The sequence below is a fragment of the Mariniflexile gromovii genome (assembly GCF_017814435.1).
In the GTDB taxonomy this organism is placed as follows: domain Bacteria; phylum Bacteroidota; class Bacteroidia; order Flavobacteriales; family Flavobacteriaceae; genus Mariniflexile; species Mariniflexile gromovii.
Window position 1 is genome coordinate 174,913 of the sequence record NZ_JAGJCB010000005.1, and the last position, 16,708, is coordinate 191,620.

Sequence of the window (16,708 nt, forward strand, 5' to 3'; positions counted from 1 at the left end):
AACGTCCCTTTTCCAAAAAAATTGAGTTTGGATATATGATTTTATCTGTTACTCCATTTCTTTTTTCGTGCCTATTGCACTTTCCTCTAACCAATTCCCTTCTTTATCGGCATAAACTGTACTTGTACTTTCTTCGATAGTAATTTCTAGTTTATATTGCTCTTTGCTATTTACATAAGCCTTACTTATGGTAGCAGATGCAAAATCTTTCTCTACGGCACTTTTTACTGCTGCTGGTAATTTGTCAACTGCTATTTCCTTGAATTCCTCATTCATTACAACACTAATACCCTCAGTTGGTAAAATGTTATTTGATAATGCAAACGTTGAAATTCCACTTGCTAAAATTGCTACGGTTAAAATTAATTTTTTCATGTTTTTTAGGGTTTTTAATTAATATTTATGTGTTTATTATTCGCTTTTTGGTGTCTCATTAGTTGAAGAAACTTCCTCTAACCAATTTCCATCCTTATCTGCATAAACGGTACTTGTAGCCCCATCAATAGTAAGCTCTAATTTGTATTGCTCGCTACTGTTCACATAAGCTTTGCTAATGGTGGCTGAAGGGAAATCTTTCTCAACAGCTGTTGGAATGGCTGCTGGCAATTTATCTAATGTAATTTCTTTGAACTCATCGTTCAATACATTTTCGATACCATTTGTTGGTGAAATAGGGTTAGACATTGCAAATGTTGACATTCCTCCTGCTAAAATTGCTACTGTTAAAATTAACTTTTTCATAATTTTGATTTTATTTATTATTATTAATATTCAATTACGATTAGTATAAAGAAATAAATATGCCATGGATAATGGCATACTTTAAAAAACACATAACAACCTGTTTTTTAAATAATTACTTAAATTGAAGTTTTAAAACAATAAACTTTAGATGGGTAAATAGTGGGTAATTGAGAAGTAAGTTGGGTAAAAATTACACCATTGGGTTTAATAAAAAGGTTACTTATTAAATTCCTTTACTGTACTTGTTTCTATATTCAATAGGTGTTAAACCTGTTAATTTTTTAAAAACATTTCGAAAAGCTTTGGTATCGGTATAGCCAACATCAAACATCACCTCGGTAATATTCTTTCGGGAACTTTCAAAACTTCGTTTAGCAGCTTCTACTTTTACACGTTGGTGATATTCTATAATAGTGTTATCGGTAGCTTTTTTAAAACGGCGCTCAAAACTTCTGCGGCTCACACCTACCAACTGTGTCATATCTTCAACAGTAATCTTGTCTTGATAATGTTCTTCAATGTATTCCTGTACTTTTTTCACCTCTAAGTCATTATGGTCTTTTTGCCCGGTGAACATCATAAATGCTGCTTGACTTTCCCTATCTATATCAATGGCAAAATATTTTGAGGCTAATATGGCCGTATCTCTATTGGTGTACTTTTCTAATAAATATAGCAACAAATTCCAATAGGAGTTTGCGCCACCACTGGAATAAACGCCATTTTCTTCTGTTAAAATACTTCCATCCATCACTTCAACTTCGGGGAATGTTTCCTTAAATTCGTTGTAAAACGCCCAATGGGTAGAGCATTTTTTTCCATTTAAAATACCCGTAGAAGCTAATAAAAAAGCACCAACACATAAGGAAGCAACCTCTGCCCCATTTTTGTAATGTTTTAAAATCCAAGGAATGGCATTTTTATTTAAATCAACTGCTTTTTTCATATCTCCAAAAAGCGCAGGAATTATAATAAGGTCCGTTTCTTCAACATCATCCAATAATAAATTGGTATGCACCGAAAACATCCCGTTATTAAATTTTACTTCTTTATGTTGCCCAACAAGGTTCACTTCAAATAGAGCCGATTGCCCATTTGCTTGCAAAAACTGGTTCGCAGTCGAAAACATGTATTGAGGGTCTGCTACAGCTTCAATTACAGCAGATTCTGGCACTAAGATGCATACTTTTTTCATGTGTTTATATTTATCCCTTTTTTATGGCCATCCCCTAACTATCAAAAAGTCATTCCGGTTATTATTCCTTTGGGTAGAAACTTGATTATGGATGTTTTATAATTCAAATATAATTAAATAATGCGTCGTATTCAACCCCTTCAATAGCCGTTATTACACCACTTGCATTCAATTTATTTTTTTGAAATTTGTAATATAACTTTAAAGCAAAAATCATGGAACAGATTAAGGTACAAGCCACTGTAAAAGCATCTGCAAAAAAAGTATGGGATGTATGGACCAACCCCAAACACATTATAAAATGGAATACCGCTTCAGATGATTGGCATACCACAAAAGCAGAAAACGATTTAAGGGTTGGCGGAAAGTTTCTTTCTAGAATGGAGGCAAAAGATGGGAGTTTTGGTTTTGATTTTACTGGAACTTATGATGAAATAATTCCACAAAACAGAATTGCCTACACTATGGATGATGGACGAAAAGCCACAACTAACTTCAAGGAAAACAATGGAAATGTAGAAATTATTACCGTTTTTGATGCTGAAAGCCAAAACCCAATTGAAATGCAACGAGATGGTTGGCAAGCTATTATGAATAATTTTAAAAATTATACGGAAACCAATTAATTTCAAAAAACAAAAATCATGGAAAATAACAGTGTATCCCTTCATAGGGTATTGAAAGTTTCACCTGAAAAAGTTTTTCGGGCATTCTCTAATCCTACAGCTTATGCAAGTTGGATTCCTCCTTATGGTTTTTTAGCCACCATTCACGAAATGGATTTTAAAATTGGAGGCTATTACAAAATGTCGTTTACAAATTTCACCACTGGAAACGGGCATTCCTTCGGTGGAAAATTTCTAGACATCAAACCCAACAAGTTTATTAAGCTTACTGATAAATTTGACGATCCTAATTTTCCCGGAGAAATGACAACAACCATATGGTTTGAAAAAGTTTCTTGCGGAACAGATCTTAAAATTTTGCAAGAGAACATCCCTTCTGTAATACCTGCTGAAATGTGTTATTTAGGTTGGCAAGAATCATTGGAAAAACTGATGAAATTGGTTGAACCTGAAATTCCGGATGCCTAATTATTTCATAACAAACCTTAATATCACCATTTCAAAATTAGATGCTTAGCGACTGAAAATTTAAATTTTAAGGCAGAAAGCGAATGAGGACACAAATCAACTCCTATTTAACCTTTAATGGTAACTGTAAAGAAGCCATGACATTTTACAAAGAATGCCTTGGTGGAAAACTTGTTTTACAAACAGTGGGAGATTCTCCGCTATCTGAAAAAATGCCTAAACAAATGAAAAATTCTATACTGCATGCAACACTTACAAAGCATTCGCTTGTGTTAATGGGTACCGACATGGCACCATCAAAAGGTTTAATTAAAGGCAATACCATCTCACTTTCAATACAATGCAATAGTTTGGAACAGATAGAAACTTATTTTGAAAAACTTTCGCAAGGAGGAAAAGTAGAACATCCTTTAGAGCACAATTTTTGGGGTACTTTGGTTGGAAACTTAACCGATAAATTTGGAAACCAATGGTTGCTCAGTTATAATAAAAACACATTTTAAGCATCAATATTCATTAATATTTTTAAAAATTACAAAACATGAAAACGACTAAAAAAAACAAAATCATTTTTTGGATCGCTACCATCATTATTTTTTTATTTGAAGGTGTTATGCCTGCTTTAACTTCACAAACCGAACTAGCAAAAGAAGGCATAAACCACTTGGGCTACCCGCAATATTTTGGTCATGTTTTGGTCATATTTAAAGTTTTAGGCGTGTTGGTGTTGGTTATACCACAAATACCTAAACGTTTAAAAGAATGGGCTTATGCTGGCTTTGTATTCGATTTTTTATTTGCTTGTATAAGCCATTGGGCTGTTGATGGATTTGGGTTTCAAACTATTTTCCCGTTAATCATATTGGCAATTTTAATGGTTTCTTATGTTTACTACCATAAATTAAATTCCGTAAACCTTATGAACAGTTAATTGCACGAAGTATAATCAATTTCTATCTTGAAAATTGGAAGCATAATTTTACGGTAATTAGCTGAATATAAACATTTTATTTTAACCTAAAATTTTAGATTCAGCAGTTTTCAAGATATCTATAACCCGATGTTTTAAACTTTCGGGTTCTATAATTTTTGCATAATCGCAAAACATAAGGTACCATCTAGAAAACCCGTTTTCTATGTCGGTTGTCATAAAAGTCATTTCTACATATTTGCCTTTTGTTGTTTCAGAGATAAAACCGTAATGTTTTCTTCCGCTATTTATGTAACGAGCCACACTTTTATCAACTAAAATTACCACTTTTGTTTTTTGGATAGCTTCATTTTTTTGTCGGTGTTCATCTATAGTTCCGTGTTTTAAAGTAAAAGGAAGCTGCGTTTTATTTATAAGCATCATTCTATCAGTTCTAAATTGTCTATAATCATTTCTTATATGGCAATATCCCAAAACATACCAAAATCCATTTTCATGAAACACACCAACAGGTTCTATATTCCTTTCTGAAGGTATTTCATTATTTAAAGCATGGTATTTTAAAAATACTTGCTTCTTTTCAGCAATACTTTCAAAAAGAATCTGCAAAGCATTTGGTAAATTTTTATTGAAAAGTTCTTGTGAAGGATCTACCATTATTTGCGATTCCAATGCCGAAATCCAATCTTTTTCACGTCCTCGCAACACCGATTTAATCTTAAACATCGCAGATTCATGATAACTCCCCAAAGATTTATCAACAAATTTTTGCATAAACTTTTCAGCAGCTACAAAACTTCCTGCTTCTTCGCGTGTAAACATTACAGGCGGCAATCTGTAGCCCTCCATAATAGAATACCCAACGCCCGCTTCACTAATTATGGGTATACCCGATGCTTCTAAGGTTCTTACATCTCTATATATGGTTCTTAAACTTACCTGAAATCTATCAGCTAATTCCTGTGCTTTAACAATGCGCTTAGATTGTAATTGCACAAAAATGGCAACAATGCGGTCAAAACGTTTTACAGAATCCAAACTCATAATGGCATAACATATTTCCCAAAGATAGGACTTCAAATGAAAGTATAAACCAAAAGGAGACTTCATTTTATCCATAACAATTCAATATTCATATTATAATCTTATGCAAAGTAATGCATGGATTGTGACAACCCTTTGTCAACAACAAATGTGTTTTTAAACAAATTGATTTATTTACAAAAACAAACTAAATTATATGTAACTGATATTCAAATATTTAATATTAAAATTGAAAATTATTTTTTACTACTGACAAAAGGCTGTCACACCTGGTTACTAATTTTGGTTTAGAAATATAAATTAATTTAAAATCAAACAATTATGGAAACTACAATGAAAGAAAACGTAAAATTACACGAGGTTATCACCCCAACAGATTTAATAAACCATTGGCAAGGGCACCGAGGTTTAACCCGCCGAACCATTGAAGCTTTTCCTGATGATGCTTTTTTTAATCATACCATTGGTGGCATGCGTCCTTTCTCTGAAATGGTGATGGAACTTTTAGGTATTGCAGGACCTGGCATTAAAGAAATAGCTACAGGAATATCAGCGCCTCTAAACGAGCATTTTGAACATGGCAACAAAAAAGAAAAAATTCTTGAGCTATGGGATGAAGCAACGAATGAAATAAACACTTATTGGGTTCAAATTAAACCAGAGCAATTTCAAAAAAATATTAAAATTTTTGGTCAATACGAGGGTACAGTATATTCATCTATATTCTATTTTATTGATAATGAAATTCACCACCGCGCACAAGGCTATGTGTATTTACGCTCGTTAGGTATTGAACCACCTGCATTTTATGAACGCTAATTAAAAACAAACCATAATGAAAACGGTTTTAGTATTTAAAACTTCCATTTCTAAAAAAAGCCACATTAAAACGATACGACCTTTTTTAAATAATTTGATTAGTAAAAATGGTTACTGGAATTTTGATTTGGAGGATTGTGACAACATCCTCCGAATTGAAACCCAAACAATAAAAAGTGATTCTGTTTGTAATATTTTAAATAATCAGGGCTTTTTATGTGAAGAGATATATTGATTTAATCACATTGAAAAACAAAAAAGTCCATGTAAACAAATATTTACATGGACTTTTTTTATACAAAATTTAGTTTAGCTCACTTGTTGTCTATTCTTCATTTTATCTAAAAGCATCAACTCACGTTGAATTTCTTCCTTTCGCTCATTAAATTTCCTAACGCGCTCATCAATAAGTTCTTGATTTTTTCTGCGGTTTTCAAGTCTAATTGCTTCTTTTTCAACATCAGCCTCTTTATTTTTTCTAGCTTTTATTTTTTCCATAAAAACAGAAAAATAAGCATAACCATACATGCTTAAAAAAAGTAAAGCTATAATTCCTAATATGATATAACCGTTTTGCATAATAAATTTGGATTAATTAATTCTTGCAGTCTTAAAATTAAGGTAAGGGCCTTAACTTTCCATAAAGTTATAAAAAACAGTTTGATACTTAAAATAAAAAAGATGAAGTACCCAAAAATAAGATAAAAACGTAAATTATAACAATACGGATATTAATTAAACACTAAAACGGTTTCTTTAGATATTATAAATCTACCAAATCGCCTTCCCACTCCAAAATGCCGCCTTCTAAGTTATAAGCGTTTGCAAAACCTAATTGATCCATAATAGCACAAGCTTGACCGCTTCTATTCCCGGAACGACAGTACACATAGTAGTTTTTATCTTTGTCTAAAGCTTCAATTTCATCTATAAATCCTTGACCTTTAAATATATCTATATGGATGGCGTTTGGTATAATGCCATCAGCTACCTCAGCATCTGTTCTTACATCCAAAACTACTGCGTTTGCATCCTCAGCTAGTTGAGATGCCCATTCTTCTTGTGATAAATCTTCCATTTGTTTAATCTATTTGTGTTCTACAAAATTAATGATCTAAACTTTATAGACGAAAAAAAATCTAAAGTATTACACTTTAGATTTTTTAATGTTTTATTTAATTCCTAATTAAACTTTAATGCTACAACCTATTGCTTTTGTTTCAGTTTGTTCCACTTCTTTACCTTGTAATAAGGCATCAACTGCTTTTTCAACATATTTTGTTGTTACAGATTCTGCGCTTTTATAATTATCATCAATAGCACCTATATACTTAACCACATTGCCTTTTTTGGTTTTTTGAAGTACAAACATGTGAGGTGTTTTAGTGGCTCCAAACTTTGGAAATACGGTTTGCTCTTTATCTATTAAATAAGGAAACGTAAAGCCTTTTTCAGTGGCACGTTTTTTCATGGCATCTAAATTATCATCTGGTTTTATAGATACATTATTTGGCATAATGGCAATTACAGGATACCCTTTTGCTGCATATTTTTTATCTAAGGCTATAATTCTGTCTTCATAAGCTACCGCATAGGGGCACGTATTACAAGTGAATGTTACTATAAATCCTTTTGCATTTTTGTAATCGGCCAAGGACACCATTTTACCGTCTATATTTTTAAGCGAAAAATCTTCAGCCACATCGCCTATTTTATAACCATCTATTATATTGGTTTTAGTTAGGGTAAATGCACTTAACCACAATACTATAACAGCAGCCGAAATTAATTTGATTGTTTTGTTCATAATGATTTATTTTTAAAATTGATTTAGTTCGTTTTCAAGTTCTTGGTATGTAAATGATTTTTCAAAAAATTTACGTTCGTTATTTTTATAAATTACAGTGGCCGGTAAAGATCCAGACCATGTTTCATCTACTTTAGGTATCCAGGTATTCATATCAACATCATCTAAAGCAATGACCTTTGATTTTAGCTTTTTATCTTTTATGAAAGGTTTCAACTTCGATTCATATAAATGCGGAAAATCTAAACTTACCAGCAACACGTCTACATTTTTATCAGCATACTCCAAATTCAATTTTTCAAAATAGGGCAATTCCTTCACACAAGGAGCGCACCAAGTTGCCCAAAAATTTATAACATGTATTTTATCATCTTTCTTATTTAAAAACTTTTCAAAACCTGCAAAATCATAAATTTCTAAATCTGTATTAACTATATTTTGTTTTCCAACAACATTATCTTTGGTTGCTATATCTGTTTTTTTTTCTTTATTGTTACAGCTTCCAAAAACAAGTAATATTATAAGTAAGGCTTTAAATTTCATATCTATTTTTAGACTAAAAAATGTTGGATTGGTTTAATAAAATATCATTTTAGTTATAAAAATAATTAATACTTCAAGATTATTACTTCGTTTAACATTATTTTATGCAAAAATTAACTTGAAGTGTTGTGTAATTCTATTTTGATTTCTATATTTGAACCAATTAAAAACAACTATGAATACAATTTTAAATAATACTTGGTGGTGGAGCTTACAAAACTTACGTTTCGTGAAGTAAACCCTAGTATATTTAAAACTTAAAATATCCAAAAGGCTTGTCGTTCACGACAAGCCTTTTTTTTAAATCTATTTTGATAATTATAATGAACAAATTCAATCTATACACCCACTACAAAAAAATTCTGGCAGATACCATCACACCTGTTAGTATTTACCTAAAAATAAGAGACAAATACCCCAACAGTATTTTGTTGGAAAGTAGTGATTACCATGCCAACGATAACAGTTTTTCATACATCTGTTTTAACCCTATTGCAACTATTAAGGTTGAAAACGAAACCATCTTCCAAACGTTTCCAGATGGCAGTGAAACCGTAAATCCTATAACAAAAACTACCGATGTTTCGGAAGAAATCAATCAATTCACAAAACGTTTTAAAGTAAATTCTGATGAAGAATTCAAATTTATAAACAACGGTATTTTTGGCTATATAGCTTATGATGCGGTTAAATATTTTGAAGATGTTGACATTTCCAAAAAAGAAAACTCCATAACCATTCCTGAAGTTAATTATGCGGTTTATCAAAACATCATCGCTATTAACCATCAAAAAAATGAAGCTTATATTTTTGCACATTGTTTTGATAATGAACCGAATATTGAAGAAATAGACCATTTAATTAAAGTTAAAAACTTTGCTTCTTATAACTTTGCATCTCATGGGGAAATCTCATCCAATTTATCTGACGATGAATATAAGCACCATGTAGAATTGGCAAAAAAACATTGTGGTCGTGGTGATGTTTTTCAACTGGTTTTATCAAAAAGTTTTACACAAGAATTTAAAGGTGATGAATTTAATGTGTATCGTGCGTTACGAAGCATCAACCCATCTCCATACTTGTTTTATTTTGATTATGGCAACTTTAAAATATTTGGAAGTTCGCCCGAAGCCCAACTTATTGTAAGCGATGGAAAAGCCGAAATCCACCCCATTGCCGGTACTTTCAAACGTACAGGAAATGATATTCAAGACGCTGAATTAGCACAACAATTAAAGGTAGACGACAAAGAAAACGCCGAACACGTGATGCTTGTGGATTTGGCAAGAAATGATTTAAGCAGACATGGCAGCCATGTTTCGGTAGACACCTACCGCGAAGTTCAGTTTTTCTCGCACGTTATTCATTTGGTAAGCAAGGTAACGGGGCAAAAACACAAAGAAACCTCAACCATACAAGTTGTTGCCGATACCTTTCCTGCTGGGACATTAAGTGGCGCACCAAAACATCGTGCCATGCAACTTATTGAGCAATATGAAAAAACAAACCGCTCGTTTTACGGTGGCGCTATCGGTTTTATGGATTTTGAAGGCAACTTCAATCATGCCATCATGATTAGAACCTTCCTTAGTAAAAACCACGAATTACATTGGCGAGCAGGTGCGGGTATTGTATCAAAATCAATTCCTGAAAACGAGTTACAGGAAGTGTATAATAAATTAGGAGCCCTAACAAAAGCTATTGAATTAGCAGAAACAATTTGATTCCTGTGAAAACAGGAATCTCATGAAGTGAAATTAAAAACATAAATTTTGAACGTTTTCATCCCTACAAAAAAGGGGATATTACCAAAAAAGATTAATTAAATACAGATTCCTGCCTTTGCAGGAATAAAAACTATGAAAGTATTAGTTATAGATAATTACGACAGTTTCACATACAATCTGGTGCATTATTTAGAAGATTTAAACTGTGATGTTACGGTTGTGAGAAACGACAAATTAACCTTGGATGATGTGGAACCTTTTGATAAAATAGTTTTATCACCGGGTCCAGGCATCCCCGATGAAGCCGGTTTATTAAAACCCATTATAGAACGTTTTGCACCAACAAAAAGCATTTTGGGTGTTTGCTTAGGGCAACAAGCCATTGGCGAAGTTTTTGGAGGCTCGCTTATTAATTTAGACGACGTTTACCATGGTGTGGCAACAAAAGTGAACATTACGGTTGATGATGAATCTTTGTTTGCAGGTATGGATAAAGAAATTGAAGTAGGGCGCTACCATTCATGGGTTGTGAATGCAAACCTTCCTGATTGCTTAGAAGCTACCTCTATAGATGCCAATGGCCAAATCATGTCACTACGCCATAAAGTTTATGATGTTAAAGGTGTACAATATCACCCAGAATCGGTTTTAACTCCAAACGGTAAGCAAATACTTAAAAACTGGATAAATTCCCCAAACCCCAAAGGGGCTTAAAAAGAATATAATTAATAAAAATCCCCTCTCTTTAGGAGAGGGTTAGGGAGAGGAATGAAAAACATATTAAACAGACTTATAAACCACGAAAACATCTCTAGTGAAGAAGCTAAAAGGGTTTTGGTAAATATCTCCAAAGGAGAATACAACCAAAGTCAAATTGCAGCTTTTTTAACTGTTTACATGATGCGTAGTATAACACTTAACGAGTTACAAGGGTTTCGTGATGCCCTTTTAGAACTATGCATCCCTATTGATTTGAAAGATTTTAATGCCATTGATTTATGTGGAACGGGTGGTGATGGTAAAGACACTTTTAACATTTCCACATTGGCATCGTTCGTAACTGCAGGAGCTGGTGTTAACGTTGCTAAACATGGAAACTACGGAGTTTCTTCAGCATGCGGTTCTTCAAACGTTATGGAATATTTAGGCATTAAATTTTCTAATGATGAAGATTTTTTAAAACGTTCTATTGATAAAGCAGGCATTTGTGTGTTACACGCCCCATTGTTTCATCCCGCTATGAAGAACGTGGCGCCTATTCGACGGGAGTTAGGGGTCAAAACATTTTTCAACATGTTAGGTCCTATGGTAAATCCGTCGTTTCCTAAAAATCAAATGGTTGGAGTTTTTAATTTAGAATTGCTTCGTCTATACGGATATTTATATCAAAATACGGACAAAAATTATTCCATAGTACATGCGTTGGATGGTTATGATGAAATATCTTTGACAGGAAAAACAAAAGTGATTTCAAACCATGCTGAAAGGATGTTTTCTCCAGAAGATTTAGGTGTTTCAGAAATAACACAAGAATCTATTTTTGGTGGAAATACTGTTGAATCATCTGCCAAAATTTTCATGGATGTCATCCAAGGAAAAGGAACAGATGCCCAGAATAATGTAGTATGTGCCAATGCAGGTTTAGCCATTGCTACCACAAACAACATAGAACACAAACTAGGGTTTGAATTAGCTAAAGAATCATTACTTTCTGGCAAAGGATTAAAAGCATTGCAAACCATTCAAGAATTGAGTAAATGAACATTTTAGATAAAATTGTAGCCGATAAACGCATTGAAGTCGATTTAAGAAAATCGCTTATTCCTGTTAAACAATTGGAGCAATCGGTTTTGTTTGAAAGACAAACCATTTCATTAGCAACCAAATTAAAAAATAGCCAAACAGGCATCATTGCAGAACATAAACGAAGATCCCCTTCTAAATCGGTCATAAATCAAAACTTAAATGTGTTTGATGTGGCAAAAGGCTATGAAGATGCTGGCGTTTGCGGGATGTCCGTTTTAACCGACGGTAAATATTTTGGTGGTTCTTTAGACGATTTGTTAACCGCTCGAGCCAGTTGCAACCTACCACTTTTACGTAAAGAATTCATCATAGACGAATACCAGTTATTAGAAGCCAAAGCCTATGGTGCCGACGTTATTTTACTTATTGCGGCTATTTTGAGCAAAGATGAAATTAAGCAGTTTTCAGAATTTGCAAAAAGCTTAAATTTGGATGTGTTGTTGGAAGTTCATAACGAAGAAGAATTGCATAAATCCATCATGCCAAGTTTAGATATGTTGGGTGTAAATAACCGAAATTTGAAAACCTTCGACGTTAGTTTAGAAACCAGTAAACGTTTAAGTACACTGATACCAAATGATTTTGTTAAAGTATCCGAAAGTGGCATTAGTAACGTGGAGGCCATTAAAGAATTGCAACCTTATGGATACAAAGGTTTTTTAATTGGTGAAAACTTCATGAAGACAGATAATGCTGGTGAAAGTGCTAAAGAATTTATTAAAGGCCTCCTCTAACTCCTCCGAAGGAGGAGAACACTCAAATGGCAAACAGTACGAATAAAAAATAAATGAACAAAGATAAACGAAATACTCCGCAATCCATTCCCTCCCCTTTGGGGAGGGTTAGGGTGGGGCTTCTTAAAGTCTGCGGTATGAAATACCAAGAAAACATAGAACAAGTTGCAGCTTTGCAACCTGACTATCTTGGATTTATATTTTATGAAAAATCTGCACGACATTTTGATTCAAAAAACATTCCTGAAATACCAAAATCCATAAAAAAAACAGGTGTGTTTGTTAATGAGGAATTGGACATTGTTATAGACAAAATAAAATCTCATAATTTACAAGCAGTTCAACTTCATGGTGAAGAATCACCGGAATATTGTAACGCTATAAAATGTCATTTCGAACAGCGTGAGAAATCACATAATGAGAATCTGAAACAAGTTCAGATTGACAAAAAATTAAACTCTGTCATATCGAACGCAGTCGAGATAATCAAAGTATTTTCCATAAAAGACGAATTCAATTTTGATGTATTAAAACCTTATGAAAACGTGTGCAATTATTTTCTTTTTGACACCAAAGGAAAATTACCCGGAGGCAACGGTTATACATTCGATTGGAATGTACTAAACAACTACCCATCAACCAAACCCTTTTTTTTAAGCGGTGGTATTGGTTTGGAAGAAGTAGACAATTTACAAGAATTTATTCAAAGTCCTGCTTCAAAATTCTGTTACGCTATTGATGTGAACAGTAAATTTGAAATAGAACCTGGATTAAAAAATATAGAGTTATTAAAATATTTTAAAGAAAAGCTCAAAAAATAGGTCAACTTGAAACTTTGAACTTTTCAACTTTAAACTTATAAAATGAATTACAACGTAAACGAAAAAGGCTATTACGGCGAATTTGGTGGTGCTTACATCCCCGAAATGCTGTACCCAAATGTAGAAGAATTACGCCAAAACTATTTAAAAATAATGGCTGAACCTAGCTTTAAAAAAGAGTTCGACCAACTTTTAAAAGATTATGTGGGGCGTCCTTCTCCACTCTATTTTGCAAAACGTCTTTCAGAAAAATACAACACCAAAATTTACTTAAAGCGCGAAGATTTAAACCATACCGGAGCACATAAGATAAACAATACCATTGGTCAAATTTTAATGGCAAAGCGTTTGGGTAAAACCCGTATTATTGCCGAAACTGGTGCTGGTCAACACGGTGTTGCAACCGCTACGGTTTGTGCTTTAATGGGATTAGAATGTATAGTGTACATGGGCGAAATTGATATTGCACGCCAGGCACCCAATGTGGCGCGTATGAAAATGTTAGGCGCTACCGTTGTACCTGCGTTATCTGGTAGTCGTACTTTAAAAGATGCCACCAACGAAGCCATTCGCGATTGGATTAACAACCCCGTAAACACACATTACATCATTGGTTCTGCTATTGGTCCACATCCGTATCCAGACATGGTAACACGTTTTCAATCGGTTATTTCCGAAGAAATTAAATGGCAATTAAAAGAACATGAGGGCACAGAAAACCCCAATTATGTAGTAGCGTGCATTGGCGGAGGTAGCAATGCTGCTGGAACCTATTACCATTATTTACATGAACCAGACGTAAAAATTATAGCTGTTGAGGCCGCCGGTTTGGGTGTCGATTCTGGAGAAAGTGCTGCAACTTCGGTATTAGGAAAAGAAGGCATCATTCACGGGTGCAAAACATTGTTAATGCAAACTAAAGACGGACAAATTACCGAGCCTTATTCTATTTCGGCAGGGTTGGATTATCCAGGAGTTGGCCCCATGCACGCACATTTATGCAAAACAGGACGTGCCGAATTTATGGCAATTACCGATGACGAGGCAATGAAAGCCGGTTTGGAACTATGTAAATTAGAAGGCATCATTCCAGCTATTGAAAGCTCCCATGCCTTGGCTATTTTTGAACAGAAAATATTCAAACCAACCGATGTTGTGGTGGTAAGTTTATCTGGGCGTGGCGATAAAGATTTACAGAACTATATAGAGTATTTTAAAATATAAATTTATGGCGTTACCACAAGGGTCGGGCTTTTCGCTATATCTTTTTTGCTTTTAATGGCAAAAAAGGATGCCGCTACAATCCCTAACGCAAAACAAGACCTCACAGGTTTTAAAAACCTGTGAGGTCTTATAAAAGATTTCAAAATGAACAGAATCAACAAAAAACTACAAGAAGATAAAAAGTTATTATCTATATATTTCACAGCTGGTTACCCAAGTTTAACTGACACCGTTACCATCATTCAAAACCTTGAAAAAAGTGGTGTGGATATGATTGAAATTGGCCTACCCTTCAGCGATCCGTTAGCCGACGGACCAACCATTCAAGCAAGTTCTACACAAGCTTTAAAAAACGGTATGACTACCGAAGTACTTTTCAATCAGCTAAAAGACATCAGAAAAACAGTTTCCATCCCCTTAATCATCATGGGCTATTTCAACCCGATGCTTCAATATGGCGTAGAAGCTTTCTGTAAAAAATGTCAAGAAATTGGTATTGATGGTTTAATCATACCCGATTTACCTGTGGATGTATATAACGAAACATACAAAGCTACCTTTGAAAAATACGGACTCATAAACATCTTTTTAATTACACCGCAAACCTCTGTAGAACGCATCCGTTTTATTGATTCTATTTCAAACGGATTTATTTATATGGTAAGTAGTGCCAGTGTTACAGGCTCACAATCTGGATTTGGAGATGAACAAACTTCCTATTTCAAACGTATTGCAGACATGAATTTAAAAAACCCACAAGTTATCGGTTTTGGTATTTCAGACAATACAACCTTTACTCAAGCTACTCAGTATGCTAAAGGTGCTATTATTGGTAGTGCATTCATTAAACATCTATCAACAAAACCTGTGAGTTCTATAAACGATTTTGTAAACTTTATAGTAAAATAAAAACATGGCTCAAGTACAAAAAGTAGTAATTGTAGGTGCTGGATTTGCCGGTTTAAAACTAGCTCAAGAGTTAATAAACCATCCTAATTACGAAGTATATTTAATTGACAAACATAACTTTCATCAGTTTCAACCACTTATGTACCAAGTAGCAACCGCACGTTTAGAACCAGCAAGTATTTCTTTTCCGCTTCGAAAAGTATTTCAAAAAGCTAAAAATGTGCGTATTCGAATAACAAAAGTCAAAAAAATAAACTTTGATAGTAAATTTGTTTCAACGGCTATTGGTAATTTTGAATACGACCATTTAGTTATCGCTATTGGGTGTACCACTAACTATTTTGGAAGCGAAAATTTAAGGAATTATGCCTACCCAATGAAAACCATTCCAGAGGCTATTCAACTAAGAAACCGCATTTTACAAACTTTTGAAGACGCATTAAACACCACTAATTCAGAGAAACTTCAGTCATTATTAAATTTTGTAATTGTTGGTGGTGGTCCTACAGGAGTGGAATTATCAGGTGCTTTAGCTGAAATGAAACGCCATATTTTACCTAAAGATTATCCTGATAAGGATTTTTCTAAACTCACTATTTACTTACTAGAAGGAACGGCACATACACTTAGCCCGATGAGTGAAGGTTCGCAAAAAATGTCTCAAAAATACCTTGAAGATTTAGGAGTTATAGTTAAAACAAACACCATGGTAAAGGACTATGATGGTAGCACGGTTACATTAAATAACGGTGAAAAAATAGCATCTAAAAACGTTATTTGGGCTGCTGGTGTAACTGGTAATATTATAGAAGGATTTCCTAGTGAATGTATTACCCGCGGTAACCGTCTTATTGTAAACCGTTTTAATGAAGTAAAGCATTTAAAGAATGTGTATGCTATAGGTGATATTGCTTATATGGAGACTCCAAAAAATCCTCACGGGCACGCACAAGTGGCAAGCGTAGCACAGCAACAAGCTGTTTTATTAGCAAAAAATCTAAAAAATTCAGTATTAAATAAGCCTAAAAAAGAATTTGAATATACCGACAAAGGTTCGATGGCCACTATTGGAAAACGTAAGGCAGTAGTGGATTTACCTAAATTCAGTTTTCAAGGTCGTTTGGCTTGGTTTACTTGGATGTTTATCCATTTAATGCTTATTTTGAGTGTTAAAAACAAACTCTTAATTTTCATGAACTGGCTAATTAGTTATTTTAATAACGATAGTACACTGCGTATTATAATGAAACCCGTTGCAAAAAAGGTTAAACGTGTATTGGACTAAACACTAAAACAAGCATTTTCTT

General features: G+C 33.7%; 21 protein-coding genes. 13 read left to right on the forward strand and 8 right to left on the reverse strand.

The window, feature by feature from the left end; genetic code table 11:
* Window positions 1-48: 48 nt before the first annotated feature.
* The 3 genes from J8H85_RS07820 to J8H85_RS07830 form a co-directional block, all read right to left on the reverse strand.
* Window positions 49-375, reverse strand: coding sequence for a hypothetical protein (locus tag J8H85_RS07820; RefSeq protein WP_209654258.1), 327 nt, complete (start codon window positions 373-375; stop codon window positions 49-51).
* A 36-nt stretch (window positions 376-411) separates the two neighbouring features.
* Window positions 412-741, reverse strand: a complete 330-nt coding sequence (locus J8H85_RS07825) for a hypothetical protein (protein ID WP_209654259.1) — start codon at window positions 739-741, stop codon at window positions 412-414.
* Between the two features lie 226 nt (window positions 742-967).
* On the reverse strand, window positions 968-1,939 hold the full coding sequence (locus J8H85_RS07830) for a GlxA family transcriptional regulator (RefSeq protein WP_209654261.1): 972 nt from the start codon (window positions 1,937-1,939) through the stop codon (window positions 968-970).
* A gap of 215 nt (window positions 1,940-2,154) precedes the next feature.
* On the opposite strand from J8H85_RS07830, the gene J8H85_RS07835 reads away from it, so the two are divergent.
* From J8H85_RS07835 to J8H85_RS07850, 4 genes are all read left to right on the forward strand, one after another.
* Complete coding sequence (locus J8H85_RS07835) at window positions 2,155-2,565, forward strand: SRPBCC family protein (RefSeq protein WP_209654263.1); 411 nt, start codon at window positions 2,155-2,157, stop codon at window positions 2,563-2,565.
* Between the two features lie 18 nt (window positions 2,566-2,583).
* Window positions 2,584-3,033 (forward strand): SRPBCC family protein, encoded by a 450-nt coding sequence (locus J8H85_RS07840; protein ID WP_209654265.1) that lies wholly within the window; start codon window positions 2,584-2,586, stop codon window positions 3,031-3,033.
* A gap of 83 nt (window positions 3,034-3,116) precedes the next feature.
* Window positions 3,117-3,536: a VOC family protein gene (locus J8H85_RS07845; protein ID WP_209654267.1), complete on the forward strand. Its 420-nt coding sequence runs from the start codon at window positions 3,117-3,119 to the stop codon at window positions 3,534-3,536.
* Window positions 3,537-3,574: 38 nt separating this feature from the next.
* Window positions 3,575-3,964 (forward strand): DoxX family protein, encoded by a 390-nt coding sequence (locus J8H85_RS07850; RefSeq protein WP_209654269.1) that lies wholly within the window; start codon window positions 3,575-3,577, stop codon window positions 3,962-3,964.
* A gap of 81 nt (window positions 3,965-4,045) precedes the next feature.
* Here the strand turns inward: J8H85_RS07850 and J8H85_RS07855 are convergent, their stop codons facing one another.
* Complete coding sequence (locus tag J8H85_RS07855; RefSeq protein ID WP_209654397.1) at window positions 4,046-5,008, reverse strand: helix-turn-helix transcriptional regulator; 963 nt, start codon at window positions 5,006-5,008, stop codon at window positions 4,046-4,048.
* A gap of 321 nt (window positions 5,009-5,329) precedes the next feature.
* Here J8H85_RS07855 and J8H85_RS07860 point away from each other — a divergent pair, with 321 nt between their 5' ends.
* Window positions 5,330-5,827, forward strand: coding sequence for a DinB family protein (locus J8H85_RS07860; protein ID WP_209654271.1), 498 nt, complete (start codon window positions 5,330-5,332; stop codon window positions 5,825-5,827).
* Window positions 5,828-6,136: 309 nt separating this feature from the next.
* Here J8H85_RS07860 and J8H85_RS07865 read toward each other — a convergent pair whose 3' ends face one another.
* The 4 genes from J8H85_RS07865 to J8H85_RS07880 form a co-directional block, all read right to left on the reverse strand.
* Complete coding sequence (locus J8H85_RS07865) at window positions 6,137-6,406, reverse strand: hypothetical protein (protein WP_209654273.1); 270 nt, start codon at window positions 6,404-6,406, stop codon at window positions 6,137-6,139.
* Between the two features lie 184 nt (window positions 6,407-6,590).
* On the reverse strand, window positions 6,591-6,905 hold the full coding sequence (locus tag J8H85_RS07870) for a rhodanese-like domain-containing protein (protein WP_209654275.1): 315 nt from the start codon (window positions 6,903-6,905) through the stop codon (window positions 6,591-6,593).
* 108 nt (window positions 6,906-7,013) lie between these two features.
* Complete coding sequence (locus tag J8H85_RS07875) at window positions 7,014-7,634, reverse strand: thioredoxin family protein (RefSeq protein ID WP_209654277.1); 621 nt, start codon at window positions 7,632-7,634, stop codon at window positions 7,014-7,016.
* Window positions 7,635-7,646: 12 nt separating this feature from the next.
* Window positions 7,647-8,177: a TlpA disulfide reductase family protein gene (locus J8H85_RS07880; protein WP_209654279.1), complete on the reverse strand. Its 531-nt coding sequence runs from the start codon at window positions 8,175-8,177 to the stop codon at window positions 7,647-7,649.
* Between the two features lie 323 nt (window positions 8,178-8,500).
* Here J8H85_RS07880 and J8H85_RS07885 point away from each other — a divergent pair, with 323 nt between their 5' ends.
* The 8 genes from J8H85_RS07885 (at window position 8,501) to J8H85_RS07920 (ending at window position 16,686) form a co-directional block, all read left to right on the forward strand.
* Window positions 8,501-9,904: an anthranilate synthase component I family protein gene (locus tag J8H85_RS07885; protein WP_209654280.1), complete on the forward strand. Its 1,404-nt coding sequence runs from the start codon at window positions 8,501-8,503 to the stop codon at window positions 9,902-9,904.
* 135 nt (window positions 9,905-10,039) lie between these two features.
* Window positions 10,040-10,621: an anthranilate synthase component II gene (locus J8H85_RS07890; RefSeq protein ID WP_209654282.1), complete on the forward strand. Its 582-nt coding sequence runs from the start codon at window positions 10,040-10,042 to the stop codon at window positions 10,619-10,621.
* A gap of 54 nt (window positions 10,622-10,675) precedes the next feature.
* Window positions 10,676-11,668: an anthranilate phosphoribosyltransferase gene (gene trpD, locus J8H85_RS07895; protein ID WP_209654284.1), complete on the forward strand. Its 993-nt coding sequence runs from the start codon at window positions 10,676-10,678 to the stop codon at window positions 11,666-11,668.
* Window positions 11,665-12,447 carry an indole-3-glycerol phosphate synthase TrpC gene (gene trpC, locus J8H85_RS07900; protein WP_209654286.1) on the forward strand — a complete coding sequence of 261 codons (783 nt, stop codon included), beginning with the start codon at window positions 11,665-11,667 and terminating at the stop codon, window positions 12,445-12,447. Before trpD ends, trpC begins: the two co-directional genes overlap by 4 nt.
* Before the next feature lie 137 nt (window positions 12,448-12,584).
* Window positions 12,585-13,268 carry a phosphoribosylanthranilate isomerase gene (locus J8H85_RS07905; RefSeq protein WP_209654288.1) on the forward strand — a complete coding sequence of 228 codons (684 nt, stop codon included), beginning with the start codon at window positions 12,585-12,587 and terminating at the stop codon, window positions 13,266-13,268.
* 42 nt (window positions 13,269-13,310) lie between these two features.
* Window positions 13,311-14,492: a tryptophan synthase subunit beta gene (gene trpB, locus J8H85_RS07910; protein ID WP_209654290.1), complete on the forward strand. Its 1,182-nt coding sequence runs from the start codon at window positions 13,311-13,313 to the stop codon at window positions 14,490-14,492.
* 144 nt (window positions 14,493-14,636) lie between these two features.
* On the forward strand, window positions 14,637-15,401 hold the full coding sequence (gene trpA, locus J8H85_RS07915; protein WP_209654292.1) for a tryptophan synthase subunit alpha: 765 nt from the start codon (window positions 14,637-14,639) through the stop codon (window positions 15,399-15,401).
* Window positions 15,402-15,405: 4 nt separating this feature from the next.
* A complete protein-coding gene (locus J8H85_RS07920; protein WP_209654294.1) occupies window positions 15,406-16,686 on the forward strand; it encodes an NAD(P)/FAD-dependent oxidoreductase in 1,281 nt (426 codons plus the stop codon).
* Window positions 16,687-16,708 lie beyond the last annotated feature (22 nt).

Bases quoted from the DNA above. Each gene is read 5' to 3' on its own strand.
- J8H85_RS07820 (WP_209654258.1), bottom strand. From the start codon at position 375: ATGAAAAAATTAATTTTAACCGTAGCAATTTTAGCAAGTGGAATTTCA.
- J8H85_RS07825 (WP_209654259.1), bottom strand. From the start codon at position 741: ATGAAAAAGTTAATTTTAACAGTAGCAATTTTAGCAGGAGGAATGTCA.
- J8H85_RS07830 (WP_209654261.1), bottom strand. From the start codon at position 1,939: ATGAAAAAAGTATGCATCTTAGTGCCAGAATCTGCTGTAATTGAAGCT.
- J8H85_RS07835 (WP_209654263.1), top strand. From the start codon at position 2,155: ATGGAACAGATTAAGGTACAAGCCACTGTAAAAGCATCTGCAAAAAAA.
- J8H85_RS07840 (WP_209654265.1), top strand. From the start codon at position 2,584: ATGGAAAATAACAGTGTATCCCTTCATAGGGTATTGAAAGTTTCACCT.
- J8H85_RS07845 (WP_209654267.1), top strand. From the start codon at position 3,117: ATGAGGACACAAATCAACTCCTATTTAACCTTTAATGGTAACTGTAAA.
- J8H85_RS07850 (WP_209654269.1), top strand. From the start codon at position 3,575: ATGAAAACGACTAAAAAAAACAAAATCATTTTTTGGATCGCTACCATC.
- J8H85_RS07855 (WP_209654397.1), bottom strand. From the start codon at position 5,008: ATGAGTTTGGATTCTGTAAAACGTTTTGACCGCATTGTTGCCATTTTT.
- J8H85_RS07860 (WP_209654271.1), top strand. From the start codon at position 5,330: ATGGAAACTACAATGAAAGAAAACGTAAAATTACACGAGGTTATCACC.
- J8H85_RS07865 (WP_209654273.1), bottom strand. From the start codon at position 6,406: ATGCAAAACGGTTATATCATATTAGGAATTATAGCTTTACTTTTTTTA.
- J8H85_RS07870 (WP_209654275.1), bottom strand. From the start codon at position 6,905: ATGGAAGATTTATCACAAGAAGAATGGGCATCTCAACTAGCTGAGGAT.
- J8H85_RS07875 (WP_209654277.1), bottom strand. From the start codon at position 7,634: ATGAACAAAACAATCAAATTAATTTCGGCTGCTGTTATAGTATTGTGG.
- J8H85_RS07880 (WP_209654279.1), bottom strand. From the start codon at position 8,177: ATGAAATTTAAAGCCTTACTTATAATATTACTTGTTTTTGGAAGCTGT.
- J8H85_RS07885 (WP_209654280.1), top strand. From the start codon at position 8,501: ATGAACAAATTCAATCTATACACCCACTACAAAAAAATTCTGGCAGAT.
- J8H85_RS07890 (WP_209654282.1), top strand. From the start codon at position 10,040: ATGAAAGTATTAGTTATAGATAATTACGACAGTTTCACATACAATCTG.
- trpD (WP_209654284.1), top strand. From the start codon at position 10,676: ATGAAAAACATATTAAACAGACTTATAAACCACGAAAACATCTCTAGT.
- trpC (WP_209654286.1), top strand. From the start codon at position 11,665: ATGAACATTTTAGATAAAATTGTAGCCGATAAACGCATTGAAGTCGAT.
- J8H85_RS07905 (WP_209654288.1), top strand. From the start codon at position 12,585: ATGAAATACCAAGAAAACATAGAACAAGTTGCAGCTTTGCAACCTGAC.
- trpB (WP_209654290.1), top strand. From the start codon at position 13,311: ATGAATTACAACGTAAACGAAAAAGGCTATTACGGCGAATTTGGTGGT.
- trpA (WP_209654292.1), top strand. From the start codon at position 14,637: ATGAACAGAATCAACAAAAAACTACAAGAAGATAAAAAGTTATTATCT.
- J8H85_RS07920 (WP_209654294.1), top strand. From the start codon at position 15,406: ATGGCTCAAGTACAAAAAGTAGTAATTGTAGGTGCTGGATTTGCCGGT.